General features: G+C 69.4%; 19 protein-coding genes and 1 other RNA gene. 7 read left to right on the forward strand and 13 right to left on the reverse strand.

Annotated features, from left to right (window positions below):
• Position 1: 1 nt before the first annotated feature.
• Genes F2Q65_RS04420 through mraZ form a run of 6 tightly spaced genes read right to left on the reverse strand, consistent with a single transcriptional unit; the run spans position 2 to position 6560 of the window.
• Complete coding sequence (locus F2Q65_RS04420) at positions 2-1396, reverse strand: UDP-N-acetylmuramoyl-tripeptide--D-alanyl-D-alanine ligase (protein WP_150091082.1); 1395 nt, start codon at positions 1394-1396, stop codon at positions 2-4.
• Positions 1396-2958, reverse strand: coding sequence for a UDP-N-acetylmuramoyl-L-alanyl-D-glutamate--2,6-diaminopimelate ligase (locus tag F2Q65_RS04425; RefSeq protein WP_150090839.1), 1563 nt, complete (start codon positions 2956-2958; stop codon positions 1396-1398). The genes F2Q65_RS04420 and F2Q65_RS04425 overlap by 1 nt, the downstream gene beginning before the upstream one ends.
• On the reverse strand, positions 2955-4712 hold the full coding sequence (locus F2Q65_RS04430; protein WP_150090841.1) for a peptidoglycan D,D-transpeptidase FtsI family protein: 1758 nt from the start codon (positions 4710-4712) through the stop codon (positions 2955-2957). The genes F2Q65_RS04425 and F2Q65_RS04430 overlap by 4 nt, the downstream gene beginning before the upstream one ends.
• A gap of 22 nt (positions 4713-4734) precedes the next feature.
• Positions 4735-5112: a cell division protein FtsL gene (ftsL, locus tag F2Q65_RS04435; RefSeq protein WP_342782215.1), complete on the reverse strand. Its 378-nt coding sequence runs from the start codon at positions 5110-5112 to the stop codon at positions 4735-4737.
• On the reverse strand, positions 5109-6053 hold the full coding sequence (gene rsmH, locus F2Q65_RS04440; protein ID WP_150090843.1) for a 16S rRNA (cytosine(1402)-N(4))-methyltransferase RsmH: 945 nt from the start codon (positions 6051-6053) through the stop codon (positions 5109-5111). Before rsmH ends, ftsL begins: the two co-directional genes overlap by 4 nt.
• Positions 6054-6107: 54 nt before the next feature.
• Complete coding sequence (mraZ, locus tag F2Q65_RS04445) at positions 6108-6560, reverse strand: division/cell wall cluster transcriptional repressor MraZ (protein ID WP_150090845.1); 453 nt, start codon at positions 6558-6560, stop codon at positions 6108-6110.
• Positions 6561-7022: 462 nt separating this feature from the next.
• On the opposite strand from mraZ, the gene F2Q65_RS04450 reads away from it, so the two are divergent.
• Positions 7023-9104, forward strand: a complete 2082-nt coding sequence (locus tag F2Q65_RS04450; protein WP_150090847.1) for an AMP-dependent synthetase/ligase — start codon at positions 7023-7025, stop codon at positions 9102-9104.
• The gene (locus F2Q65_RS04455; protein WP_150090849.1) at positions 9101-11998 is read left to right on the forward strand and encodes an AMP-binding protein; all 2898 of its coding nucleotides are present in this window, start codon (positions 9101-9103) and stop codon (positions 11996-11998) included. Before F2Q65_RS04450 ends, F2Q65_RS04455 begins: the two co-directional genes overlap by 4 nt.
• Positions 11999-12004: 6 nt before the next feature.
• On the opposite strand, the gene F2Q65_RS04460 is transcribed toward F2Q65_RS04455, so the two are convergent.
• The 3 genes from F2Q65_RS04460 to rsmI form a co-directional block, all read right to left on the reverse strand.
• Positions 12005-13246, reverse strand: a complete 1242-nt coding sequence (locus F2Q65_RS04460; RefSeq protein ID WP_246155967.1) for a site-2 protease family protein — start codon at positions 13244-13246, stop codon at positions 12005-12007.
• 5 nt (positions 13247-13251) lie between these two features.
• Positions 13252-13632, reverse strand: an RNA gene (gene rnpB, locus F2Q65_RS04465) — RNase P RNA component class A.
• Between the two features lie 58 nt (positions 13633-13690).
• Positions 13691-14581 carry a 16S rRNA (cytidine(1402)-2'-O)-methyltransferase gene (gene rsmI, locus F2Q65_RS04470; protein WP_246155968.1) on the reverse strand — a complete coding sequence of 297 codons (891 nt, stop codon included), beginning with the start codon at positions 14579-14581 and terminating at the stop codon, positions 13691-13693.
• 155 nt (positions 14582-14736) lie between these two features.
• On the opposite strand from rsmI, the gene F2Q65_RS04475 reads away from it, so the two are divergent.
• From F2Q65_RS04475 to F2Q65_RS04490, 4 genes are read left to right on the forward strand one after another with little or no spacing between them, the layout of a single operon-like run.
• Complete coding sequence (locus F2Q65_RS04475; RefSeq protein WP_170265516.1) at positions 14737-16632, forward strand: penicillin-binding protein activator; 1896 nt, start codon at positions 14737-14739, stop codon at positions 16630-16632.
• Positions 16629-17000, forward strand: coding sequence for a YraN family protein (locus F2Q65_RS04480; protein WP_150090855.1), 372 nt, complete (start codon positions 16629-16631; stop codon positions 16998-17000). Before F2Q65_RS04475 ends, F2Q65_RS04480 begins: the two co-directional genes overlap by 4 nt.
• Positions 16997-17665: a BON domain-containing protein gene (locus F2Q65_RS04485; protein ID WP_246155970.1), complete on the forward strand. Its 669-nt coding sequence runs from the start codon at positions 16997-16999 to the stop codon at positions 17663-17665. Before F2Q65_RS04480 ends, F2Q65_RS04485 begins: the two co-directional genes overlap by 4 nt.
• Positions 17658-19061, forward strand: coding sequence for an FAD-binding oxidoreductase (locus tag F2Q65_RS04490; protein WP_425473412.1), 1404 nt, complete (start codon positions 17658-17660; stop codon positions 19059-19061). Before F2Q65_RS04485 ends, F2Q65_RS04490 begins: the two co-directional genes overlap by 8 nt.
• Here the strand turns inward: F2Q65_RS04490 and feoB are convergent.
• From feoB to F2Q65_RS04505, 3 genes are all read right to left on the reverse strand, one after another.
• Positions 19024-21387 carry a Fe(2+) transporter permease subunit FeoB gene (gene feoB / locus F2Q65_RS04495; RefSeq protein ID WP_150090857.1) on the reverse strand — a complete coding sequence of 788 codons (2364 nt, stop codon included), beginning with the start codon at positions 21385-21387 and terminating at the stop codon, positions 19024-19026. The two genes, F2Q65_RS04490 and feoB, sit on opposite strands and share 38 nt — an antisense overlap.
• Positions 21384-21728 (reverse strand): FeoA domain-containing protein, encoded by a 345-nt coding sequence (locus tag F2Q65_RS04500; protein ID WP_150090859.1) that lies wholly within the window; start codon positions 21726-21728, stop codon positions 21384-21386. Before F2Q65_RS04500 ends, feoB begins: the two co-directional genes overlap by 4 nt.
• Before the next feature lie 78 nt (positions 21729-21806).
• Positions 21807-22232 carry a globin domain-containing protein gene (locus F2Q65_RS04505; RefSeq protein WP_150090861.1) on the reverse strand — a complete coding sequence of 142 codons (426 nt, stop codon included), beginning with the start codon at positions 22230-22232 and terminating at the stop codon, positions 21807-21809.
• Positions 22233-22553: 321 nt separating this feature from the next.
• On the opposite strand from F2Q65_RS04505, the gene F2Q65_RS04510 reads away from it, so the two are divergent.
• Positions 22554-24512: an SLC13 family permease gene (locus tag F2Q65_RS04510; protein ID WP_150090863.1), complete on the forward strand. Its 1959-nt coding sequence runs from the start codon at positions 22554-22556 to the stop codon at positions 24510-24512.
• Here F2Q65_RS04510 and F2Q65_RS04515 read toward each other — a convergent pair.
• Positions 24437-25057, reverse strand: coding sequence for a hypothetical protein (locus F2Q65_RS04515; protein ID WP_150090865.1), 621 nt, complete (start codon positions 25055-25057; stop codon positions 24437-24439). The two genes, F2Q65_RS04510 and F2Q65_RS04515, sit on opposite strands and share 76 nt — an antisense overlap.
• Positions 25058-25186: the final 129 nt, after the last annotated feature.

Genomic DNA, 25186 nt, shown 5'->3' on the forward strand with positions numbered 1-25186 from the left:
GTCAGCCTGTCTCGCGCTCGCACAGGGCATCGGTGACGCGGTCCATGCCCGAGGCCCGCGACCCCTTCACCAGCAGCACATCCTCCGGTCCTGCGGCAGCCCGCAGCGCCGTCACCAGCGCCGCCTGGTCCTGAAATGCCCGGCCGCCGTCACCGAAGCCGGCGGCAGCCGCCGCAGCCAGTGCGCCGACGGCGAACAGGGCATCGACGCCGGCGGCGCGCGCGGCCGCCCCCATGTCGCGATGCAGGGCCTCGCTGTCCGGCCCCAGTTCGCCGAAGTCGCCCATCGCCAGCAGGCCACGGGCGTTCGGCGCGGTGGACGAGCGGCACAGGTCCGTGAGCACGTCGATGGCCGCCCCCAGGGAGTCCGGGTTGGCGTTATAGCTGTCGTCGATGATCCGTAGCCGGGTGCCGGCGGGCGTCTGACACTGGCGTGGCTGCAATCGGCGCGACACCGGGCGCAGACTGGCGAGCCCCTCCTGCATGGCGCGACTCGGGATGCCCAGGGCACGCGCCACCGCCATCGCCCCCAGCGCATTGCGCACGTTGTGCCTGCCGGCCAGGGCCAGGTCGACAGCGACCACCTCGTCGTCGATATCGGCCTGGAAGCGGGTGCGGAAACCGTCGTCGTCCCACTGAGTGCGGACGCTGTCCGCATCGGCGCGGATGCGCGCATCGGTTCCGCCGCCGAAGGTCAGGCTGCTGCGGCCGTCGGCCAGGGCGAGCCAGAGCGCCGTCCAGGGTGCATCGGCGGGGAAGACGAAGGTGCCGTCGGGGCGCAGGCCGCTGGCGATCTCGCCCTTGGCCCGGGCCACCCCCTCGACGCTGCCGAAGCCCTCCAGATGGGCACGGCCGGCATTGGTGATCAGGGCCGCGTCCGGCTGCGCGATCGCCGACAGATAGCCGATCTCACCGGGGTGGTTGGCGCCCATCTCGAGCACCAGATAATCCTCGTCGCGCGCCGACAGCAGGGTCAGCGGCATGCCGATGTCGTTGTTCAGGTTGCCTCGGGTAGCGCGAGTGCGGCCGATCCGCGACAGGATCGCCGCGACCATCTCCTTCACCGTCGTCTTGCCGTTGCTGCCGGTGATGGCCACCACTCGAGCCGGAATCCGCTCACGCCAGCCTGCGGCCAGCCGTCCCAACCCACGCCGCGTATCCTGCACCACGCACTGCGGCAGGTCGCTTTGCAGCGGATGCTCCACCAGTGCCGCCACGGCGCCGTTCTCCTGAGCTCTGGCGACGTGGTCGTGGCCATCGTGGCGCTCCCCCCGAAGCGCCACGAACAACTGGCCCCGACAGTCACCACGGCTGTCCGTGACCACACCGTCGTAGACGGCATCATGGCCGGTCAGCCTTCCCCCGATCATGGCGGCCGACTCGCTAAGCGACAGCATCATGTCCGCCGCCCCTCCCGCTCGGCCAGGGCCTGGACCACCTGGGCGCGGTCGCTGAAGCGGATCTTCAGTGCACCCATGTCCTGCACCGTCTCATGGCCCTTGCCGGCGACCAGCACAGCGTCGGCACGGCCAGCCAGCGCGATGGCCCGACGAATCGCCAGGGCCCGTTGTCGCCGCACCAGCACCGCCTCCGGTGCGTGCATGCCGGCAAGGATCTCGGCGCAGATGGCGTCACCGTCCTCATTGCGGGGATTGTCATCGGTCACGATGACACTGTCGCTCAGTCGCTCGGCGATCTCGCCCATGAGCGGACGCTTGCCGCGGTCGCGCTCTCCGCCGCAGCCGAAGACCGTGCACAGCTTGCCCGAGCAATGCCGGCGCAGGTCACCGATGGCCTTCTCCAGGGCCTCCGGCGTATGCGCATAGTCCACCACCACCAGGGGACCGGAGTCGCCGCCAAAGCACTCCATCCGGCCCGGTACCCCGTGCAGACCGGCGAGCCGTTTCAGCGCCGAAGTCAGATCCATGCCCATGGTCAGCAGCACCGCCAGCACAGCCAGCAGGTTCGCGACATTGAAGCGACCGATCAGCCCCACGGTAAGTTCACCGTCGCCGAGGCTGGTCTGCACGCCGATGCGCAGCCCGCGCGGTAGGGGTTCGATGGCGCTGGCACGCACCCAGAGCCTGGTCTCCGACGCAAATCCTGCACCGGCCTCGACGCTGAAGGCAGCGCGCTGCACCGTCGGCGGCAACACCGCCAGCAGCGTCCGGCCGACGGCGTCGTCCTGATTTATCACCGCCCACTGCAGACCGGGCATCCGGAACAGTCGACCCTTGGCGGCGGCATAGGACGCCATGTCGCCGTGGTAGTCCAGGTGATCGCGGCTCAGGTTGGTGAACACGGCATGGCTGAAGTGCACGGCGTCAACGCGCCCCTGGTCCAGCGCATGGGACGACACCTCCATGGCGACCGTTCCTGCGCCGCGCTTGAGCAGGTCGGCCAGTGCCGCCTGCACGGTGATGGGGTCCGGGGTGGTCATGCCGGTGGCAGAGAGCTCACCGGGAAAGCCGTTGCCCAGGGTGCCGATGATGCCGCAGCGCTGGTCCGACGCGAGGGCGGCCGCGATGAAGTGACTGACGCTGGTCTTGCCGTTGGTGCCGGTGATGCCGATCACCTGCAGCGCTCGGCTCGGCTCGAAGTGGAAACGCGCGGCGATCTCCGCGGCACGACGGGACAGATTCGCCAGCGGCACCACCGGCAGGCCCAGTCGCGTGGACAGTCGCTCGATCGCCGGCCGGTCCCAGGCCGCGTCAGGCTCGGCGACAATGGCCGTGCAGCCATTGTCGGCGGCCTTTTGCGCATAATCCAGTCCGTGCCCGGCGGTGCCGCGACAGGCCAGGAACAGGGCACCCGGACCGGTCGAGCGGCTGTCCATGGTCAGGCGCTCGACGCGCAGATCGGGATCGACCGACGCGGCCACGAAGCCGTGCAGCAGGGCCGACAGACTCCAGCTGCCAGACGCGCCCAGACCGCGACAATCCACCGCGGCTACCGTCATTGCTCGGCCCGTCCGTGGGCCGATGCCAGCAACAGCTTGCCGGCGGGGTCATCCGGCGGCACGTTGTACAGACGCAAGGCCGCCTGCATCACCGTGGCGAAGGTCGGCGCGGCCACGATTCCGCCGTAGTAGTCCTTGCCGCGGGGCTCGTCGATCATCACGACCATGACGAAGCGCGGCTGATCCACCGGTGCCAGCCCGGCAAACACCGACTGATATTTCCCCTGCACATAGCCCTGACCGGTGGCCTTCTTTGAGGTCCCGGTCTTGCCGGCGACGCGATAGCCGGCCACAGCGGCCCGGCGGGCGGTCCCGGTGTTGGACACCACGGTTTCCATCATGCGCCGGACCTGGTGCGCGGTCTGCGCCGAGAAGACGCGCTGCCCGGCCGGCACCGTGTCGACCCGCAGCAGGCTGGCCGGTCGCAGCAGGCCGTCGTTGGCCAGCACGGCATAGGCCTGGGCCAGCTGCAGCGTGGTCACGTTGAGGCCGTAGCCGAAGGCCACCGTGGCGTGTTCGAATTGAGACCAGCCGTCGTAGTGAGGCAGGTAGCCGCTGCGCTCACCCGGGAACTGCACCGCCGTCGGGCGCCCGAAACCCGCCTGCTGCAGGGTCTTCCAGAGCAGCGCCGGCTCCATCTGCTGGGCGATCTTGACCACGCCGACGTTGCTGGACTTGGTGATGACACCGGTTGCCGTCAGCCGGCCGAAGTTGCGGATGTCCCGCACCCGGTTCCGACCGACGGTGAGAAAGCCCGGCGAGGTGTCCACCGGGGTGTTCGGATGGATTCGCCCGGACTCCAGGGCGGCGGCCAGCACCAGCGGCTTGATGGTGGAGCCGGGTTCGAAGACATCCGTCAGCGCCCGGTTGCGCCGCGCCTCGACCGGCTCGGTGCGGCCCGCGTTCGGGTTGAACGAGGGCTGGTTGACCATGGCCAGCACCTCGCCGCTGTGGGCGTCCATCAGTACGGCTGAGCCGGAGACCGCCCGATGTTCCGCGACGGCGCGCTTCAGTTCCCGGTAGGCCAGGAACTGCAGCCGGCGATCCAGACTCAGCGCCAGGTCCCGGCCATGCGTCGGCGGCCGGATCTGCTCCACCTCTTCCAGCACACGGCCGCGACCGTCCTGGATCACTCGCCGCTTGCCCGGGGTGGCATTGAGCCAGTCGTTGTAGACGAGTTCGATACCTTCCTGTCCGGCGTCGTCCACATTGGTAAAGCCCACCACCTGGCCGAACATCTCGCCGCCGGGATAGAAGCGGCGATACTCGGTGTCCATGTCGATGCCGGAGAGGCCGTACTGGTCAATCACCGCGGCCACAGCGTCGGCGGACTGCGGCTCCACCCGCCGTCGCAGGAACATGAACCGCTTGTCGTCGCGGATGTAGGTGTCCAGGCGGGCCTGCAGGGACTCCGGCGGCACCTCCAGCGCCGCGGCCAGGGACGGCACCGCCTCCATGTGCCCGGCGAGCCGCTGGGGATCCGCCCACACCGTCGACATCGAGGTGCTGATGGCCAGCGGTTCGCCATTGCGGTCTGTCACCATGCCCCGACGGGCGGCGATCTCGCGCTCCCGCAGGAACCGCTTTTCACCCTCATTCTTCAGGAACTCGTGCTCCAGCACCTGCCGATAGAAGGAGGCACCCACCACGGACAGGAATGCCGCCCCGAGCATCAGCCCCAAGGCCGCCCGTCGGGCGGCGAAGTTCGGTGGCCGGCGTTCTGCCTCGTCGGCTCGACGCAGACGCTCCTTCATGCGCTCACGACTCGTCCCGTGCTTACCGAACATCGCTTTGCCCCCAGCCTTGTTCTGATCCTGACGCCCGGACCTCCACCACGCGGACCTCGCCGCTGCCGGGCAGGTACATGTCCAGCTTGGTCCGGGCGTTGTCTTCTATACGCGTGTGCGACGTCAGCGCCGCCTCTTCGATCTGCAGACGCCCCCATTCCACATCCAACGCGTCACGCTCGGCGCGCACCTGTTGCAGCACACCGAATTCGCCCCGTGTCAGATACTTGACATGCACCACCGCCATCGCCGAGCCAATCACCGCCAGCCCCAGCGTCAGCAGGCCCAGCACCCGCGCCCGGGTCAGGGACGCGCCGGCGCCCCGCAAGCGCCGTCTGGGCATGCGCCGGTTGCCGGGACTGCTCACGAGCCGGCTCCTCCAAGGCGCTCCGCCGCCCGCAATACGGCGCTTCGCGCCCGCGGATTGGCGTCGACCTCGGCCGCAGAGGCACGCACCGGCCCCACCACCGGCCGCAGCCGCCGCAGGATCTGTGCGTCGCGCACCGGCAGTCCCTTGGGCAGGGGCCTGCCGCGGGACTCGTCGCGGATGAAGCGCTTGACGATGCGGTCCTCCAGCGAATGGAAACTGATGACCACCAGGCGCCCGCCGACGGCGAGCAACTCGCAGACGCGCCCCAGCAGGTCATGCAGCTGATCGAGTTCGCCATTGACCTGGATGCGCAGGGCCTGGAAGGTGCGGGTCGCCGGATGCTTGCCGGGCTCGCGCGTGGGCACAGCGCGCTCGCACAGACGCGCCAGTGCGCCGGTGGTCGCGATGGGCTGGGCCTGGCGAGTCTCGCAAATGGCACGAGCGATGCGTCGGGCAAAGCGCTCTTCGCCGAAGTCCTGCAACACCCGGGCGATGTCGCCTTCGCTTGCTCGGGCGAGCCACTGCGCCGCGCTTTCGCCGGACTGCGGATCCATGCGCATGTCCAGCGGACCATCGGCGCTAAAGCTGAACCCCCGCTCGGCCCGGTCTAGTTGCGGAGAGGAAACACCCAGATCCAGCAGCAGTCCGTTGATGCGACCCGCCAGACCTTCTGCCCGGGCCAACTCCGGCAGGTGGGAGAACGGCGCCTGGAAGATGCGCAGGCGCGGATCGGCCTCCGCAAGGCGCCGGCCCTCGGCGACCGCATCCGGATCGCGATCGCAGGCCAGCAGGCGGCCGTCGGACCCCAGGCGCTCGAGGATCGCCCGCGCATGGCCGCCGCGGCCAAAGGTGCCGTCGACGTAGATGCCATCTGCAATGATCCCCAACGCCTGCATGCTTTCCCCCAACAGGACTGGAATGTGTTCGCGCTGATCCATAGCGTTCGCTTTTTATCCCTTTTACCGCCGTTCGGTGTTGTTGTACTGGTCGCTCTAGAGCGAGAAGCCCGCCATGGCGGGATCCTCCGCCAGGCTCTTCAGATCGAATGCCTCCGCCTCGCCCAGCTTTTCACGCCAGCAGGCCTCGTCCCACAGTTCGTAGCGGTTGCCGACCCCCACCAGCGCAACCTGCTTGTTCAAGCCGGCAAAGTCCCGTTGCGAGGGCGCCAGCAGGATCCGGCCCTGGGAATCCGGCTGCACGGATGTGGCGTAACCGATGATGATGCGCTGCAGGACGCGGGTGGCCTCGGCAAAGGCGGGCATTGCGCTCAGCTTGCGCTCCACCTCGACGAAGTGCGGCTCCGGGTAGACGATGAGGCAACGCTGCGGGTCGGCAGTGACGATGAGCCGGGACTCGCAATACTCAGCCAGCAGGGTGCGCTGACCTGCCGGTATGGCAAGGCGCCCCTTGACGTCGAGATTCAGGTAGTGCGTTCCCCGGAACAAGGTCGCCTCCCGAGCAATCAGCGGTTGCGCTCATTTGGCGTGGCGCCCCATTTTTCCCCACTTTCCCCCACTAAGCTCCATCTTAGGAAAGGATCCGACATCGGTCAAGGCGCACGGAGAACGAATTTTCTTGTTGCTCAGAAGCTTAAAGAGACCAGTCCACGCCGATCGGATGCTAGGGCAATCACTGTCATTTCATGGGCCTAGCAACGCTAGATCCTGTATCTTCGACTTTGCCGGTGAGCGGGGTGCTGGCGCGTCTGCCGGATGCACGATGGCGGCTGCACGCAGGACGTATCGGGACATCCGGCTGTCTGCTCTTCCCTTGACGGGGGTGCCGCAGGCTGTGCGGGGGCCGCCCCCGCCGTGCGCCGGCATCCTGTGCAAGGGGCCGATCGCACCTATACTGTTGGTGTGAACCACTCATCGGCGTTTTCTCCATCACGGTCTACGGGGCGGGCGATGCACACTACGCGCAAACAACCGGGCGAGCGCGCCTCGACCGGGTCCCACGCGGAGGCGCCCGTCATCGGTGCGAACGTCATCGGCGCGACCAAGGCGGGGACCCTGCCCGGGCTGCTGCACCAGCGGGTGGCCCGGACACCGCAGCAGATCGCCTACCGAGCGTTCCATCGGGGCGCCTGGCGCGATTACAGCTGGCAGGAGATCGCCGAGCGGGTTGCGCGCTGGCGGCATGCCCTCGCTGCGGAAGGGCTGAGACCCGGCGAGCGCGTGGCCCTGTGCCTGCCCAATGGCGTCGACTGGGTGTGCTTCGATCAGGCCGCGCAGGGCCTGGGGCTGGTCACGGTGCCGCTCTACAGCACCGACAGCCCCGGCAACCTGCGGCATATCCTCACGGACTCCGGCGCCAGTCTGGTGCTGTTCGATCGCGATGCCCAATGGCAGGCGGTGGCGGCATTGGACGAAGCATCGGCCGACATGGCACCCGAGGCGCCACCGAAAAACCAATCCGACACCCTTTCCGATCCGCCGCCGAATCGGCAGCCGCTTCCGCAGCTGCGCCGGATCCTGTACCGGAACAGGTGCAAAAACGGGGGCCGACAGGTTCTCGCCGGCGACAACGATGACCGGATGCGCCGCCTCGACGACTGGTTGCCGCAGGGCGCGGCAACCCCGAACCAACCCGTCGTCGACGATCCGGACGCGCTGGCCACGCTGATCTACACCTCCGGCACCACCGGGCCGCCCAAGGGCGTCATGCTGTCCCACCGGAACATCCTCAGCAATGCCGAGGCGGTGTTGCAACGCATCCCGGCATTGCCGTCGGACGAATTCCTGTCATTCCTGCCCCTGGCCCATGCCTTCGAGCGCACCGTCGGCTATTACCTGCCGATGATGGCCGGCTGCCGGGTCAGCTACGCACGCTCCATCGCCGATCTGCGCGATGACCTGCTCGACCTGCGCCCCACGGTGATGCTGTCGGTGCCCCGTATCTACGACAAGATCTACCTGGCCCTGCAGGCCCGGCTGGGCACCAGCGGCCTGAAGCGTCGCCTGTTCGACCGGACCGTCGCCCTTGGCTGGCAACGCTTCGAGGCGGAGCAGGGCCGCGCCGCCCCCCTCGGCCGCGCCGACCGTATGCTCTGGGCGCTGTTGCGTCCTCTGGTGGCGCGCCCGGTGCTGCGGCGCCTCGGTGGTCGCCTGCGGGTGGCCGTCAGCGGCGGCGCGCCCCTGTCGCCGACAGTGGCGCGCCTGTTCATCGGTCTGGGATTGCCCCTGACCGAGGGCTACGGCCTCACCGAGGCGGCCCCGGTGGTCAGCGCAACCGAGCCGGCGGACTGCATCCCCGGGCTGGTTGGCCGGCCGCTGCCGGGCGTCGAGATCCGGATCGCCGCAGAGAACGAACTGCTGGTCCGTTCCGCCGGCGTCATGCAGGGCTACTGGGGGCAGCCGCAGGCCACGGCCGAGGCCATCGACACCGACGGCTGGCTGCATACCGGCGACCAGGTGGCCCTGCGCGACGGCTATGTGCAGGTCCGCGGCCGGCTCAAGGAGATCCTGGTGACCTCCACCGGCGAGAAGGTGCCGCCCACGGACATGGAACTGGCCCTGACCATGGACCCGCTGTTCGAGCAGGCCATGGTGGTGGGCGAAGGGCGCCCCTTCCTGAGTGCGCTGCTGGTGCTCTCGGACAGCCACTGGAGGACGCTGGCGGCGCAACTGTCGGCACAACCGGCGGCGCAGCGGGAGCCACAACAGGCCGCGCAACAGGAGATCGACGCCGACGACCCCGACGCCCTGCAGCATCCGGCGGTGATCAATGCCGTCCGGACGCGTGTCGATCACTGCCTCCGCCACTTTCCAGGCTACGCGCAGGTGCGCGCGCTGCATCTGGAGCGCACCCCCTGGAGCACAGAAAACGGCCTGCTGACACCCACGCTGAAACTGAAACGCGCTGAACTCGAGACGCACTATGCCGCGGTGATCGAGGCACTGTACCAACGGCCCGGACATGCCCGGAGACAAACCGGGGAACAGGCCGGGGAACAGGCCGAAAGCGACCCCTCCGGGAGTCCGTATTGACCGTCGCCCGCCGATCTGTCGCAGAACCCCTGCTGGCGGTGCTGCGCGAGCTGGCGCAGGACTCGGCCCTGGGGCTGGATCCGGACCGCATCACGCTGGATACCCGGCTTGAGACCGACCTCGGCCTCGACAGCCTGGGCCGTACGGAGCTGATCGCCCGGCTGGAGCAGGCCCTGGGTGTCCGGCTCCCGGACGAGGCCGTGCTCGCCGCCACCGGACGCGACCTGCTGGCCCTGGCCGAGCTCGCCCGCCCAACGGCCGATTCCACCAGCATCGCCGAAGCGGAAGCCGGCGCCGGGCTCGAAGACGGCATCCAAGCCGATGCCGCAGCGGAATCAGCGTCGGCGTCAGCCGCCTCAGGCTTCGCACCTGACCTCGCCCCGAATCGCGTGCGACACAGCGACGCGGGCACGCTCGCCCAGGCCACCACCTTGCCGGAGGTGCTCGACTGGCACCTCGAGCGTCACCCCGAGCGCACCCACATCCTGCTGTACGGGTCCGATGACGCCGTCAGGCCCATCAGTTACGCCCGGCTCGCCCAGGGCGCCGCTGCCGTGGCTGCGCAGCTGCAGGCCGCAGGCCTGACCAGCGGCGGCGCCGTGGCGCTGATGCTGCCCACCGGCAGCGACTATTTCTTCGGCTTCTTCGGCATCCTGCACGCCGGCGGCATCCCGGTGCCGATCTATCCGCCGGCCCGTCCGGAACAACTGGAGGACCACCTGCGTCGTCATGCCGGTATCCTCGACAATGCCGGCGCACAGATCCTGATCACGGTCCCTGAGGCCCGCACCGTGGCCCGGCTGTTGCGCACCTGGGTACCCTCGCTGCGCACCGTGCTGACGCTGGCGGCCGGGCCCGACTCCGGCCAGGTCCCCGCTGCCGGCCGCGCCCGCAGCTGCGCCGATTCCGTCGCGCTGCTGCAGTACACCTCCGGCAGCACCGGACAGCCCAAGGGGGTGATCCTGTCCCACGCGGACCTGCTGGCGAACATCCGCGCCATGGGGGCAGCGGTGGCGGTGCGCCCGGACGACTGCTTCGTCAGCTGGCTCCCGCTCTACCACGACATGGGGCTCATCGGCGCCTGGCTCGGCAGCCTGTATTTCGGCGTGCCACTGGTATCGCTGTCGCCGCTGGCCTTCCTGGCCCGCCCCCGGCGCTGGCTGCAGGCCATTCATGACCACCGCGGCACCCTGTCGGCGGCCCCCAACTTTGCCTACGAGCTTTGCCTGAAACGCATCCGCGACGACGAGCTGACGGCGCTCGACCTGAGTTGCTGGCGCCGCGCACTGAACGGGGCCGAGCCGGTCAGCGCCGACACCCTGGCGCGCTTCGCCACCCGCTTCGCCGCCTGCGGCCTGCGTGCAGAGGCCATGGCGCCGGTCTATGGCCTGGCCGAGGCCGCAGTCGGCCTGACCTTTCCGCCGCCGCAACGGGGGCCGCGCATCGACTGCATCGACCGCTACCACCTCGGTCGGGCCGGGCGGGCGCGTCCGCTGGCCTGCGACGACGCCGACGCCATGCAGATGGTCAGTTGCGGCAGCCCGCTGCCCGGCTACCGGCTGCGCGTGGTGGACCAGCACGGCCACGCCCTGCCGGAACGCACCGAGGGTCGGCTGCTGTTCCAGGGGCCCTCGGCAACGCGCGGCTACTACCGCAACGCCGAGGCGACGTCAAAGCTGCTGCGTGATGGCTGGCACGACACCGGCGACCGCGCCTATCTGGCCGACGGAGAGCTCTACCTGACCGGTCGGGTCAAGGACATGATCATCCGCGGCGGCCGCAACCTCTACCCCTACGAGCTGGAGCAGGCCGTGGGCAACCTGCCCGGCGTGCGCAAGGGCTGCGTGGTCGCCTTCGCCGCCACCGATCCGCGCCACGGCAGCGAGCGGCTGATACTGGTGGCCGAGACCCGCGAACGCGAACCGGCCCGGCGCGAAACCCTGCAGCACACCGTGCGCGAACGGGCCACCGACATCCTCGGCTTGCCGCCGGACGAGATCGTGCTGGCGCCGCCGCGCGCCATACCCAAGACCTCCAGCGGCAAGCTGCGGCGGGGCAGCACCCGCGAACGCTGGCTCGCCGGTCAGCTGGCCAGCGCGCCGGCGCCGCCGGCCTGGCAATTCCTGCGGGTGGCGGCGGCCGGCCTGGCTGCCCGCGCGGGTGGATGGATCCGGGGCCTCCCGTCCCGGCTCTACGCCGGCTATGCCTGGGGCGTCTTCCTGCTGCTGGCCCCCGGCGTCTGGCTGGGCATCCTGCTGCTGCCCCGCCCGGCCTGGGTCTGGGCGCTGATCCGGGCCGGCATCCGCCTGCTGCGGGCGCTGACGCTGGTACCGCTTGAGGTCAGCGGACGCGCGCACCTGCCGGCGCCCGGGGCCAGCTTCGTCGTCGCCGCCAACCATCAGTCCTATCTCGACGCCATGGCGCTGGCGGAGGCGCTCGCACAGCCCATCGCCTTCGTCGCCAAGCGCGAACTCGCGACCCGGCCGCTGCTACGGCTGCCCCTGCAACGCCTGGGCACGGTGTTCGTCGAGCGCTTCGACCTGCTGCGCAGTGCTGCCGATGCCGGACGCTTCGAGGCCGCCCTGCAGCAGACCCGGGTGCTGGGCTTTTTCCCGGAAGGCACCTTCCGCGAACAACCCGGCCTGCTGCCGTTTCGCATGGGTGCGTTCCTGGCCGCCGCCAATGCCGGCGTGCCCGTCCTGCCGGTCGCCATCCGCGGCACGCGGGAACTGATGTGCGGCAGCCGTTTCTTTCCCCGTCCGGGGCGCGCCTCGGTGATCATCGGCCCGCCGCTGCAGCCCAGGGGCCGGGACTGGAAGGCGGCGATCGACCTGCGCGACCGCACCCGGGCCTTCATCGAAGCGGCCAGCGGGGAACCCCCGTCCACCCGCTGAGGGGCATCAGGACTCCAGGCGCGAGCCGGTGCCGAGAAACATCCACTTGAGCACATCCTCGCGGGTCACCAGGCCCAGCAGCCGACCCGCCTCGACCACCGGCAGCTGGTTCACGCCCTGCTCCCCCAGCACGGCCAGGGCCCGGGTCGCAGGCGCCGACGGCGCCACGCCGTGCAGCCGCTCCAGCGGCGTCATGACCGCGGCAACCGGCTGCAACGGCCATTGGTCTCGCGGCAACCGGCGAATGTCCCCGAGACTGACCATTCCCCGCAGCTGTTCCCCGTCCACCACCGGGTAGGCGTGCTGGCTGTGCGTCAGGAAGCCCTCGTCGACCAGGGTCTGCACCGTCGCATCCGGTGCCGCCACCCGATAGTCCCGATGCATCACGCGTTGCACCGTCAGCGCCCCCAGACGATCCTCGATCAGCCGGAACTGGTAACTCTGCCGGGCGGCATTCGCCAGGAACCAGCCGATCAGCGCCAGCCACAGGCCGCCAACGAGACCGCTACCGAACAGGGGCACACGGGCCCCCAGGATCATTGCCAGCCCCAGCGCCATCAGCGTCCAGCCGAACGCCTGCCCCACCGAGGCCGCCAGCAGGGTGGAGCGATTGAGATCCCCGGTCAGGCCCCACAGCAGGGCGCGCAACACCCGCCCGCCGTCCAGCGGAAAGCCCGGCACCAGGTTGAACAGACCGAGGATGATGTTGATCGGACCCAGCCACACCAGGATGGTGGCCAGCGGCCCCAGCCGAGACAGCCCCTCGGCGGGGTGCTCCGGATCCAGCACGATGGGGCCGGCGATCCAGCCTGCCGCCGACAGGCACAGCAGTCCAAGCAGCAGGCTGGCCACCGGGCCGGCCAGGGCCATCCAGAGTTCCGCCCGCCAGTGTTCCGGCTCGCCCTCCATGTGCGCCATGCCGCCGAACACGAACAGGGTGATGCGCGAGATCCGCACCCCCAGGCGCCGGCCGACCACCGCATGGGCCAGCTCGTGCAACAGGATCGATGCCACGAACAGCACCGCCGCGACCAGCGCCGTGAGCAGCACAAGCCCGGGACCCCAGTCCGGATGCCAGTCCGGCAGCAGACCGCCGGCCAGCGCCAGCGTGATCAGCGCAACGACGATCAGCAGGCTCCAGTCCAGGGCGATCTCCACCCCGAAGACGCGACCCAGACGCAGCCCCTGACGCACGCCGTGCGTGCGCTCGGGAAGCCGTTGCTGTGGATCCGGTGGCTGTGCTGACATTGTTAAATGGGAGTCGGCCGATAAGCCGGGTTCTGTCGCGGACAGTCATTCATCTGGGACCCACGTCACCGTGGGCCTCGAGCGACCTACCCGGAAGCACCCGCGGGCCGCGGGCCGCGGTCCGTGGACCGCATGCTCCCCTATTTGGTCTTGCTCCGGGTGGGGTTTACCCTGCCGCCGCGTGTTGCCACCGGCGCGGTGCGCTCTTACCGCACCTTTTCACCCTTGCCGCCCGCTCGCGCGGGGTAGGCGGTGTCTTTTCTGTGGCACTTTCCGTAGGCTCGCGCCCCCCAGGCGTTACCTGGCACCCTGCCCTGTGGAGCCCGGACTTTCCTCCCCCCGTGCGGACAGGTCCGCGACCGGAGAGCGACTGCCTGGCCGACTCCCTACCTGTAGTGTAGCCGAAGCGGCGCCGCGGAGGCATGGCCAATGGCCGTTGCTGCCTCAGGCGCCTGCGTCCCGGTCGCCGGCCTCGCGCCCATCGTCACGCGCGTCATCGCGCGCGTTAAGGGCCTGCCGGTAGAGGGCATTGCGATTTCCACCGGTGATGCGGGCGGCAAGCGCCACCGCCTGCTTCAGAGGCAGTGCATCGGCCAAGATGCGTAGCACCCGCTGCTGTTCGGCCATATCGCGCTCGGCCCGGGTGCGGCGATCCCCCTCCACCAGCAGCACCAGTTCGCCGAGCTGCTGCTCGGGGTCGGCCTCCAGCCGATCCGCCAAGGCCGCCGGATCGCCGCTGAGAAAGGACTCGAAATGCTTGGTCAGCTCCCGCGCGACCACCGCCGGCCGGGGACCGAGCACCGCCGCCATCGTGCGTAGCGTGGCGATGGCCCGCCGGCCACTCTCGTAGCAGATCAGGGTGCCGGGCTCGCCGGCCAGGGATTCGATCCAGGCGTGTCGGGCGCTGTCACCCCGGGGCGGGAAACCCACGAACAGGAACCTGTCACTCGGCAGCCCTGCGGCAGACAGGGCGCAGATGGCGGCGCTGGCACCCGGCACCGGCACCACCCGCAGCCCCTGCTCGCGGGCGGCGCGCACCAGCACGAAGCCGGGGTCACTGATCAGCGGCGTACCAGCGTCACTGATCAGGGCCACCGACTTGCCCGCCTGCAAGGCTGCCAGCACCCGCGCCGTCGCCTCCGGCTCGTTGTGTTCGTGCAGCGACAGCAAGGGCGTGTCGATGCCCAGATGGTGCAACAGCGGGCGACTGTGCCGGGTATCCTCGCAGGCGATGAGGTCCGCCTCCGCCAGGATGCGGGATGCCCGCGACGACAGATCCGCAAGATTGCCGATGGGTGTGGCCACCACGTATAGTACCGACGAGTCTGCTGTCACACTCCCTCCTAAGCCGTGCCACGCTGCCGTACGGTGGCGCCTTCGAACCGGAGACGGCCATGCTGCGCAAGTCCTGCAACAGAGACGCGCCCACAGCGCCCGGGAAGGCGCCCAAAAAGACCCCCAGCGCCGCCATCCCATGGGGACCTGGGCGATTGCTGTGGCCCGTCCGGCGCGCCAGTCAGTGCCTCGAGCCGCGCTTCGCTCGCCGCTCGGCCCGCCATCCCGAGCGGCTGCTCGCGCGGGGCTGCCTCAAGCTTGGCCAAGCGCTCGGTCCGGTCCTCGGACTCGCCCTCGCCGTCGCGCTGCAGGCCGGCTGTGCCAGCGATCCGGCCCGGGATCCCCGGCGCGCCCTCGCCACGGTGCCCGCCGACGCGCTGGCCGCGGCCGAGGCCCTGCAACAGGACGGCAAGCCCGCTGCGGCCGCCGCGGCCTACCTGGAACTGGCCGCCGCCGCGCAGGCGCCGGCCCGCGGGCAACTGCAGCTCGCCGCCGTGGCGTCCCTGCTCGACGCCGCTAACGCGGCCGAGGCCGGCGCCGTACTGGCCGACATCCACCAGCCTGAACTCACCGGCACGCAACGTCAATCCGCGCGGCTGTTCTCCGCCGAACTGGCCCTGCGGCGCGGCAACAGCCAGCAGGCCCGAACCGCCCTGAAACGGGTCAATCAGGGCGCGTTGCCGAAGCACCTGCGGGTGCGCTCGCTTCGCCTGCAGGCAGCCGTGGATGGTCTCGACGGACAGCCCCTGCAGGCGGCCCGGAGCCTGGAAGCCCTGGACCGCCTGCTGCGGGACGACCACGCGGCCCGCCTCGACAACCAGGTGGCCCTGCTACTGACGCTGTCGTCCCTGGGCCCCGAGGACCTGCGTGAAGCCGCTGCCGGCCAGCGCGGATCGCTGCGCGGCTGGGTGGAACTGGCCGCCCTGTTTGCGCAACACCCCGCCCCCGGCCCGGGCGTGACCGCCGACTACCAGCGCTGGCGTGCGCGCAACGGCGGGCATCCGGCCCTGGCGAACCTGTCCGAGGGCTACTTCGCGGCCCTGGCCGGCGGCTATCCGGCCGGCACCGACCTGCTGGTGTGGCTGCCGGAGGACGGGCGCTATGGCGGTGCAGGCGCGATGATCCGGGCCGGCATCCGTGCGGCCCGCGACGCCGACCCCGGCGCCGACCGGCCGCGCCTGCGGTTTACCAGCGGAGCTGCGGAAACCGGCGCGGACCTCGTCATCGGACCGCTGGACAAGCAGGCGGTGACGGAGCTGGCAGGGCGCGCCGCGCTGGCGGTGCCGACGCTGGCCCTCAACCGCAGCAGTGATCACAGCCCCACCAGTAACCTGTTCCAGTTCGCGCTGGCGCCGGAAGACGAATCCCGCAATGCGGCGGACTACGCCTGGGCCGCAGGCACACGACGGGCGGCGCTGATCTATCCCGATGACGGCTTCGGCGAGCGGCTGACGGCGCCGTTCCGGCGCCAGTGGCGGATATTGGGTGGCGAGATCGCCGACGAAAGGCCCTACGCCCCCGGAGGGCCGTCCGCGGATGCCATGGCGGCCGCCGCGCTGGTGCCGCCGGCGCCGAGCGCCGACGTGATCTTTCTGGTGGCCGGGAGCGCAGACGCCGGGGCCATCCTTGACCAGTTGCGGCAGGCGGGCAGCAGACTCCCTGTCATCGCCACCTCGCACGTCTACAACGGTGACCAGGCGCCGGAACGGGATCGCGCCCTGGCCGGGCTGTACTTCGTCGACATCCCCTGGATGCTGGACCAGGAACGCACCGACGCCCTGTCGCGCAACGCCCTGCGTCGCACACAACCAAAGGTGCAGGGATCCCTGGCTCGGCTCTACGCCATGGGCATCGACAGCTACCGGCTGGCACCACGCATCGCCGGCATGGCGCGGCTCCCGGGCAGCGTCTTCCCCGGCGCCACCGGTGGCCTGACGGTGGATGCCGGCGGCCTGGTCCAGCGCCGGCTGCAACTGGCGCAGTTCACGCCCCGGGGCCCGGTCCTGCGACAGGCCATGGCGCCGGCCGCCGGGCAGACATCCGCCCCATGACCGCGCCCCGCAGGACCACTCCCGGCCAGACCGGCGACGCCAAGGAGGCCCTGGCCCGGCGTTTCCTGGAGCAGCAAGGCCTGCAGCATGTGGCGCATAATGTGCGCTGTCGCCTGGGTGAGATCGACCTGGTCATGCGCGACGCGCAGACATTGGTGTTCGTCGAGGTCCGCTACCGCCGCAGCGAGCGGTTCGGCGGCGCCGCCGCCAGCGTCGACTGGCGCAAGCAGCGCAAGCTGAGTGCCGCGGCGCGCTACTTTCTGCAACGCCGGCAGATCGACCTGCCCTGCCGGTTCGACGTCGTGGCCATCACCGCCGGCGACCACATCGACTGGATCAAGCACGCCTTCGAAGGAGCCGTTACATGACATTGCAGCCTTCCCTGAAACCGGCCCTGTCCGGCCTGGCCTCGGTGACCCTGCTGGCCGGCATCGTCGGCAGCGCGGCCCTGTTGCATGGCTGCGGACCCATGATCGTGGCCGGCGCCACCTATGGCGCCGCGGTGGCCTACGACCGCCGCGACGAGAAGACCGTGCTGGACGACGAGATGATCGAACTGCAGGCCCGCAATGCCTACCTGAGCAACCCCGACCTCAGCGGTCACAGCCAGCTGAAGGTGACCAGCTACGACTACACCGCGCTGATCACCGGGCAGGCGGAGACCCGGGACATCAGCGACCGCTACGCCAGGGTGGTCAGCCAGCTGCCGAAGGTCAGGCAGGTCTACAACGAGGCCGAGATCGGACCAATGATCCCCCTCTCCCAGCTGACCAAGGATGCCTACCTGACGTCGCGGGCGAAGCTGGCCATCCAGTCCGTCGACATCCCCGGTTTCGACATGCTGCGGGTCAAGGTGGTCACCGATAACGGCGTTGTCTACCTGATGGGGCTGGTCTCTCCCGCAGAGGGTGACGCCACCGCAGAGAAGGTCCGGCGCGTGCCCGGTGTGAAGCGGGTGGTGAAGCTGTTCAAGTACGTCGCCACGGCAAGCGACAAGGCGGGTGCGCCCAGTGCCACGACCACCGGTGCCTGAAGCCATCGATCTCAGCGTCGACCTTGCCAACGCCCTGGGCGCCATCGTCGGGGCACAGTCGGTACTGACCGACCCGGCGGACTGCTGGCCCTATGGCTACGACAACAGCCGGCGACACGCGCCGCCCCTGGCGGTGGTCTTCGTCACCGAGGCCCGCCAGGTCGAAGCCGTGGTCGCCCTCTGCCACGAACACCGCATCCCGGTCACCGCCCGCGGCCGGGGCACCGGCACCACCGGGGCGACGGTCCCTGAACGCAACGGCATCGTCATCGCCTTCGAGCGCATGAACCGGATCCTGCGCATCGATCCGGCGAACCGTCTGGTGGTGGTGGAACCCGGTGTGACCAACCAGGACCTGCAGCAGGCGCTCGCCCGGCACGGCTTCTTCTGGCCGCCGGACCCCACCAGCGCCGCCGTCTGCACCATCGGTGGCAATCTCGCCTACAATTCCGCGGGCCCGCGGGCGGTCAAGTACGGCACCCCTCGCGAGAACGCGCTGGGGCTCACCGCCGTCACCGGCCGCGGCGAATCCCTCCGTACCGGCGTGCACACCACCAAGGGCGTGGTCGGCTATGACCTGACCCGTCTGATTATCGGCTCGGAGGGCACCCTGGCCCTGATCACCAGCGCCACGCTGAAGCTGACCCCGCGGGCAGCGGCCAGCCGCACCCTGCGTGCCACCTACCGCGACATCCATGCCGCTGCGCGGGCGGTCGCCGCCATCATGGCGCAGCCGGTCACCCCATGCGCGCTGGAGTTCATGGACGCCGCCGCGCTGGACATGGTGCGCCGGTTCTCGGACCTCGGCCTGCCGGCGGACACCGGCGCCCTGCTGATGATCGAGGTGGACGGCCCGGCGGACTGTGTGACCGCCGCCGCGGAGGCGGTCAGCGCCGCTGCTCGCGACCCCGGTCTGCTGGAGCTGCGCATCGCCGCCGACCGCGACGAGATCGCCGCGCTGTGGCGCACGCGCAAGGCCCTGTCGCCGGCCCTGCGGCATGTGGCGCCGAAGAAGATCAACGAAGATGTGGTGGTCCCGGTGTCGCGCATGGCCGAATTCATCGACGGCCTGGAACGGCTGTCCCGCGACAGCGCCATCCGCATCGTCAATTTTGGTCATGCCGGCAACGGCAACATCCATGTCAACCTGCTGGTCAACCCCGACGATGCCGACGAGATGCGCCGCGCCGCATCCTGTCTCGAGGCCGTGTTCGATCTGGTGGTGCGCCTGGACGGCACCTTGTCCGGCGAGCACGGCGTGGGCCTCGAGAAGCGGGATTTCGTCGACCGCGAACTCGATCCCGTGGCACTACGGCTGATGCGCGACATCAAGCGCCAGTTTGATCCCCACGGCATCCTCAATCCGGGAAAGGGGCTGCCTCCCGAGGCAGGCTGACGGGTTTGCGCCGGGCCCAGATGCGCAGCCCGCCGAACACCGCCACCAGCACCAGCAGCAACGCCGCGATCCAGGCCGTTGAGACCAGCGGATGGCGCTCGAACACCGCGACCTGGTAGAACAGGGTCGCGGCGATGTAGGCGATGCCGGTGGTCCAGGCGGCAACGAACGTGGCCCAGGCCGCCCCGGCCTCACGCACGATGGCCGCAATGGTCGCCACGCAGGGGAAGTACAGCAGCACGAACAGCAGGTAGGCAAAGGCACCGGCACGACCATCGAAGCGCGCCTCCATGGCGCCGAAGGTGCCGCTGGCGATCGCCTGCTCGGCGGCTTGGGCCTCGCGGTCGGACAGGTCACCGACACCCAGCCCGAGGGGGTCGGTCAGACCATCCACCACCGCGGCGAGATTGGCCGGGACCGTGGCCACCGCAGCGGCCAGCGCCGCGCCCAGATCATGGGCTGCCGGCGGAGCCTCGGCGCCCGCGTCCACCGCACTCCGGGCGAGCCGCCCATAAACGGTATCCAGGGTGCCGACGATGACCTCTTTCGCCAGCACCCCCGAGACGATGCCGAGCACCGCCGGCCAGTTGTCCTGACCTATCCCCATGGGCGCGAACAGCGGCGTCACCAGGCGGCTGGCGGCGGCCAGGATGGAGGCGTCGCTGTCGTCGGCATCCAGCCGCCCGTCGGTGCCGATGGCGCCGAGCAGGTTCAGGGCCAGCACCATCACGATGATGATGCGCCCCGCCTCGCGCAGGAACAGCAGCACGCGGTCCCAGGTCCGCAGCAACACGCCGCGCAGGGTCGGCAGGTGATAGGGCGGCAACTCCATGACAAAACCGGTGCTGCTGCCGGCCAGCAGGGTGCGTTTCATGACCAGGCCGGTGAGCAGCGCCACACCGATGCCGGTGAGATACAGGGCGAACACCACGTTCTGCCCCGAATTGGGGAAGAAGGCGGCCGCGAACAGCACGTACACCGGCAGCCGCGCGCCGCAGGACATGAACGGATTCATCAGGATGGTGAGCTTGCGCTCGCGCTCGTTCTCCAGCGTGCGCGTGGCCATCACCGCCGGCACGTTGCAGCCGAAGCCGACGATCAGCGGCACGAAGGCCTTGCCGGGCAGACCGATGGCGCGCATGAAGCGGTCCATGACGAAGGCCGCGCGCGCCATGTAGCCGGAGTCTTCCAGCGCGGACAGGAAGATGTAGAGCGTGGCGATGATGGGGATGAAGGTCGCCACCACGCTGAGGCCGCCGCCGATGCCGTCGGCAAGCAGCAGCCGCGCCAGTTCCGGCGCCCCGACCCGGCTCAGCCAGTGGCCGAAACCGTCGACGAACAAGGCGGTGGCGACGCCGTCGAAGAAATCGATGAAGGCGCCACCGACATTGATGGTGAACACGAACATCAGGTACATCACCGCCAGAAACAGCGGGATGCCCCAGACCCGGCTCAGCACCACGCGATCGATGGCATCGGACCAGGTGCGGCCGGTGTGGCGGGATTGCGCGACCACGCCCCGGGCAAGGGCATGCGCATGGCTGAAGCGGCTGTCCGCGATATGCGCCTCCACGTCCTTGCCGGATCGCTCGGCGATGGCCTCGCGCCAGTGCGCCAGCTGCGCCGGCAGGTCACCCGCCGGCGATGCATCCAGCAGCACCTCTGCATCGGCATCGCGTTCCAGCAGTTTCAGCGCCAGCCAGCGCGCGTTGCCATCCATGCCCCGGGCGGCCAGCAGCGGCGCCAGCGCAGTCACCGCCTGATCCACGCACTCCTCGTGCGCCAGCGCGAAGCCGCCGCGCTCGTGGCCAAGCGCCACCGCCAGGGCCCGGGCGTTGAGTTCCGTCACGCCCTGCTTCGCCACCGCCACCACCGGAACCACCGGGCAACCGAGCTGCTCGGCCAGGCGAGCGGCGTCGATCCGGATGCCGCGCTTCTGCGCCACATCCATCATGTTCAGCGCCAGCACGACGGGAACGCCCATCTCGAGCAACTGTACGGTCAGGTACAGGTTGCGTTCGAGGTTGGTCGCATCCACCACGTTGACGATCAGATCGGCCTCGCGCGACAGCAGATAATCGCGCGCGACGCGCTCATCCAGCGAGCCGGCGTCCAGGGAATAGATGCCCGGCAGGTCGATCACCCGCACCGGGCGGGCGTCCAGTTCGAAACGGCCCTCCTTGCGCTCCACCGTGACCCCTGGCCAGTTGCCGGTCACCTGACGGATGCCGGTCAGCGCGTTGAACAGGGCCGATTTGCCGCAGTTGGGATTGCCGGCCAGGGCAAAGGTCAGCGGCCGGCCGGCGGAGGACAGGCTCCCGCTCATGGGGAAACGCCCGGCTCCGAGGACTCGCCGGCGGGCAACTCTTCGCTGGGCAAATCGACGGCGGTCATCGTAGCGGCAGTCGGCGCATCCGGCCCCGCATCCAGCGGCATCACCAGGAGCTTTTCCACGATGCCACCGCCAAGGGCGATGCGGGTGCTGCCGGCGGAGACCACCAGGCCGCGTCCGCGGTGCTGTTCGACACGGATCTCGCTGCCGAGACGCAGCCCCAGCCCGAGCAATGTGCGAATCAGGCCGCGACCGCCGCGGATTTCGATGACGCGCCCCAGGGCGCCGACAGGGAGCCGATCAAGGGGCAAAGGATGGCGAACGGGCTGCTGCATGGCCGCGACAGGACGAAAAGGTAATGCGAATAATTGGCAAGAAGACTAGCACAACGACATCAACCACGCAGCCGTGACTCAGGGCCGACCGATGCGGAGCTCCTCAGCCCCCTGCTGCATGGTGCGCGCCAGCTCGGCGTAGGCCTCTGTCCAGGCGGTCCGGACCTGCGGCGTGAAGTCGGCACCCAGGGCCTCCGCGAAGCTGGCAAGCAGCGCCTCGCGAAACTTGCCGTAGTGCTCCGGCGCCACGCCGTAGTCCGCATGGCGGGCGCCGGCCATCCTGACCAGCGGGACCACCGGGTCCGGGTTGTCCAGCGCGCTGACCACGGTGTTCATCATGGTCGTGAACAGGCTCGCCTGGCGCTCCATGTCACCCTTGAACAGCGGGCGCAGCTCGGGGTGGCGTTGAAACAGACGCTGATAGAAGTCGGCGCATACCTGCTTGCGCATGGGCAGGAGCCGCGCCCAGGATTCCCGCACCAGCGTCGCGTCGGCCGGGGTCATGAGTGACCGTGGCCGCCTGGCCGCACGGCGGCGCGCTGTCGCGCATCCGGACTTCGTTGCCAGGGCCTTCCCCACAAGGGCCTTCGCTGCAAGGTTTGGCTCTGCCAACGCATTCTGTGACGAAATGGCAAGGATGCACCCTCGTATCGGACCCGCATGGTCGTTGTGCGCGGCCCACTGCCGCGTGCAACATTTATACTAGGCGAGGGTCGCGCCACGTTCAATGGCAGGGAGCACCGCGCTGCGGTCCAACAATTCGACACATCAGCAATTCATTAAGTTACTATATTTACGCACAACGACGATTGACGAGGAGCGCGCATGGGCAGCCTGTTCAAACATCTGACGGTCCGCGACATCGCGGCGGCCGGTTTCGCCGTGGTCGCCATCTGGCTCGCGGGGATGGTGCCGTCCGTGGAGATCGCCTGGGTCATGGGCATTCTGGTGCTGACCATCTTCCTGTTCGCGTTCGAGGTGGTCGGCGTCGACGTGGCCGCCGTCAGCATCATGGTGCTGCTCGGGCTCACCAGCCTGTTCGCTCCGATCATGGGCCTGGAGACCGGCCTGGTCCCGGTAGCCCAGTTGTTCGACGGCTTTGCCTCCAACGCGGTCATCTCCATCATCGCCGTCATGATCATCGGTGCCGGCTTGGACAAGACCGGCATCATGAGCCAGGTGGCCGCCTTCATCATGCGCATCGGCGGCAACACCGAGGCACGCATCATCCCGCTGATCTCCAGCACCGTCGGCGGTATCTCCTCGTTCATGCAGAACGTCGGCGCCGCCGCCCTGTTCCTGCCCGTGGTCAGCCGCATCTCGGCGCGCACCAGGCTGCCCATGTCGCGACTGCTGATGCCCATGGGTTTCTGCGCCATCCTCGGCGGCACCATCACCATGGTGGGTTCCAGCCCGCTGATCCTGCTCAACGATCTGATCCTGACCTCGAACAAGGCCTTGCCCGAGGGCATGGCGCCGATGTCCACCTTCGCGCTGTTCGACGTCACCCCCATCGGCCTGGCGCTGCTGGCCACCGGCATCATCTACTTCGTGCTGGCGGGCCGCTTCGTGCTGCCGTCGCGCGAAAGCGGCAAACTGGAGCCCACGGACCCGACGCAGTACTACGGCGAAACCTACGGCTGCAGCGACTTCAACATCCGCGAGGTGCGGGTGCCCGAGGACAGCGCCCTGGTGGGCACCAGTGTCGACGACATGGAGCGACGCTGGCGCGTGCGCGTGGCCGCCGTGGACAAGGGCGACGGCGTGCGCCTGGGCGCCTCCGGCGTCGACCGCAGCCTGGGCATCGAAAGCGGCACCTTCCTCGCCCTGCTCGGCGCCCAGGACCTGTTCGATACCTTTGTCGCCGAGACCGGCGTCGAGGTCAAGCCCACCGCCGAGGTCTTCGCCGAGGCGCTGTCCGCGAACAAGGCCGGCATTGCCGAGATCGTCATTCCCCCGAGCTCGGGCCTGATCGGCAAGTCGGCCCGCGATGTCTGGATGCGCAAGGTCTACGGCCTGTCCGTGCTGGCCATCCGCCGCGGCGACGAGACCTTCACCTTCGAGCACGGCGGGGTTCGCGACATGCCCTTCAAGCCCGGTGACACCCTGGTGGTGCACACCACCTGGGTGGACCTGGCACGGCTGGAGAAGGACCGCGACTTCGTCGTCGTCACCACCGAGTATCCGCATGAGGAACTGCGTCCGCACAAGGTGCCCATGGCGCTGCTGTTCTTCGCCATCACCCTGAGCATGGTCCTGTTCACCGACCTGATGCTGTCGGTGGCCCTGCTGACCGGCGCCCTGGGCATGATCCTCAGCGGCGTGCTGTCCATCGACGAGGCCTACGAGGCAGTGAGCTGGAAGACTGTGTTCCTGCTGGCCTCGCTGATCCCCCTCGGCCTGGCCGTGGAGAGCACCGGCACCGCCGCCTGGATCGCCGACCAGACCCTGACCGCCCTGGGCGACGTGCCCATCTGGGTGATCCAGGCAGCCCTGGCCACGCTGGCGACCTTCTTCACCCTGGTGATGTCCAACGTCGGCGCCACGGTGCTGCTGGTGCCGCTGGCGGTGAACATGGCGATCGGCGCCGGGGCCAATCCGGCGGTGTTCGCCCTCACCGTCGCCATCGCCACGTCCAACTCGTTCCTGATCCCGACCCACCAGGTCAACGCACTGATCATGGGGCCTGGCGGCTATCGGGTGGCGGACTACATGCGCGCCGGCGGCATCATGACGGTGCTGTTCCTGGTGGTCTCCCTGACCATGCTCAACCTGGTGTTCTGAGCCCCTCCAGCGAGCCCTACCCCAGGGAGCCCTTCAAGCGCGGGGCCGAAGACGATATCGGCGCGGCTGCCATCATCCAGCGTCAGCGCGCCGATACCGTCCCGACCGCGGGTATCCAGCACCAGCCTGGCGGTACCGCGGACGCCGTCATCGCAGGTCACCCGATAGACTGGTTCGGCATCGCCGGCAAAGGCGCTGTAGCGTCCGCGACAGACCCGGCGGCCGTTATCGATGGTGAAGCGCCCGGTGAACAGCGTGGTGCGGTAACGGCCGCTGTACCGATCCTCGCCGAGGATGGCCACCAGGGGCCCCTCTCCGTGGTTGCCGGTAGAGCTGGAATCTTGGTCCCGATCCCGCCGGCCCCGATCCTGGCGCACCGCCCGATAGTGCGCCATCAACTGATTCAGGCAGGTGTGCAGGTACTGCAGGTCGACGCTCGCGCAGAGGATGCGCGCGTACTCGATGGGCTCGACCCGCGCATACAGCAGGCTGAGGTCATGGCGACCGGCTGTGCCGGAACAGCCCGGCAACGCCGTCAATACCAAGCCCGCTGCCAGACCCGCCGCCAGACCCCGTGCGACTCCGGCTGCCAGGCCCGGTGCCGACCCCGGTGCCGACCCCACTACCGATCCCGGCTCCAATCCGGCGGCCCGCTGACCGGCAGACCCCGCACG

This window comes from Thiohalocapsa marina (genome assembly GCF_008632335.1).
Lineage (GTDB): Bacteria > Pseudomonadota > Gammaproteobacteria > Chromatiales > Chromatiaceae > Thiohalocapsa > Thiohalocapsa marina.

Coding starts and splice junctions, on each gene's coding strand:
- F2Q65_RS04420 (WP_150091082.1), bottom strand. CDS start 1,396: ATGCTGTCGCTTAGCGAGTCGGCCGCCATGATCGGGGGAAGGCTGACC.
- F2Q65_RS04425 (WP_150090839.1), bottom strand. CDS start 2,958: ATGACGGTAGCCGCGGTGGATTGTCGCGGTCTGGGCGCGTCTGGCAGC.
- F2Q65_RS04430 (WP_150090841.1), bottom strand. CDS start 4,712: ATGAAGGAGCGTCTGCGTCGAGCCGACGAGGCAGAACGCCGGCCACCG.
- rsmH (WP_150090843.1), bottom strand. CDS start 6,053: ATGGATCAGCGCGAACACATTCCAGTCCTGTTGGGGGAAAGCATGCAG.
- F2Q65_RS04450 (WP_150090847.1), top strand. CDS start 7,023: ATGCACACTACGCGCAAACAACCGGGCGAGCGCGCCTCGACCGGGTCC.
- F2Q65_RS04460 (WP_246155967.1), bottom strand. CDS start 13,246: ATGTCAGCACAGCCACCGGATCCACAGCAACGGCTTCCCGAGCGCACG.
- F2Q65_RS04480 (WP_150090855.1), top strand. CDS start 16,629: ATGACCGCGCCCCGCAGGACCACTCCCGGCCAGACCGGCGACGCCAAG.
- F2Q65_RS04485 (WP_246155970.1), top strand. CDS start 16,997: ATGACATTGCAGCCTTCCCTGAAACCGGCCCTGTCCGGCCTGGCCTCG.
- feoB (WP_150090857.1), bottom strand. CDS start 21,387: ATGAGCGGGAGCCTGTCCTCCGCCGGCCGGCCGCTGACCTTTGCCCTG.
- F2Q65_RS04500 (WP_150090859.1), bottom strand. CDS start 21,728: ATGCAGCAGCCCGTTCGCCATCCTTTGCCCCTTGATCGGCTCCCTGTC.
- F2Q65_RS04505 (WP_150090861.1), bottom strand. CDS start 22,232: ATGACCCCGGCCGACGCGACGCTGGTGCGGGAATCCTGGGCGCGGCTC.
- F2Q65_RS04510 (WP_150090863.1), top strand. CDS start 22,554: ATGGGCAGCCTGTTCAAACATCTGACGGTCCGCGACATCGCGGCGGCC.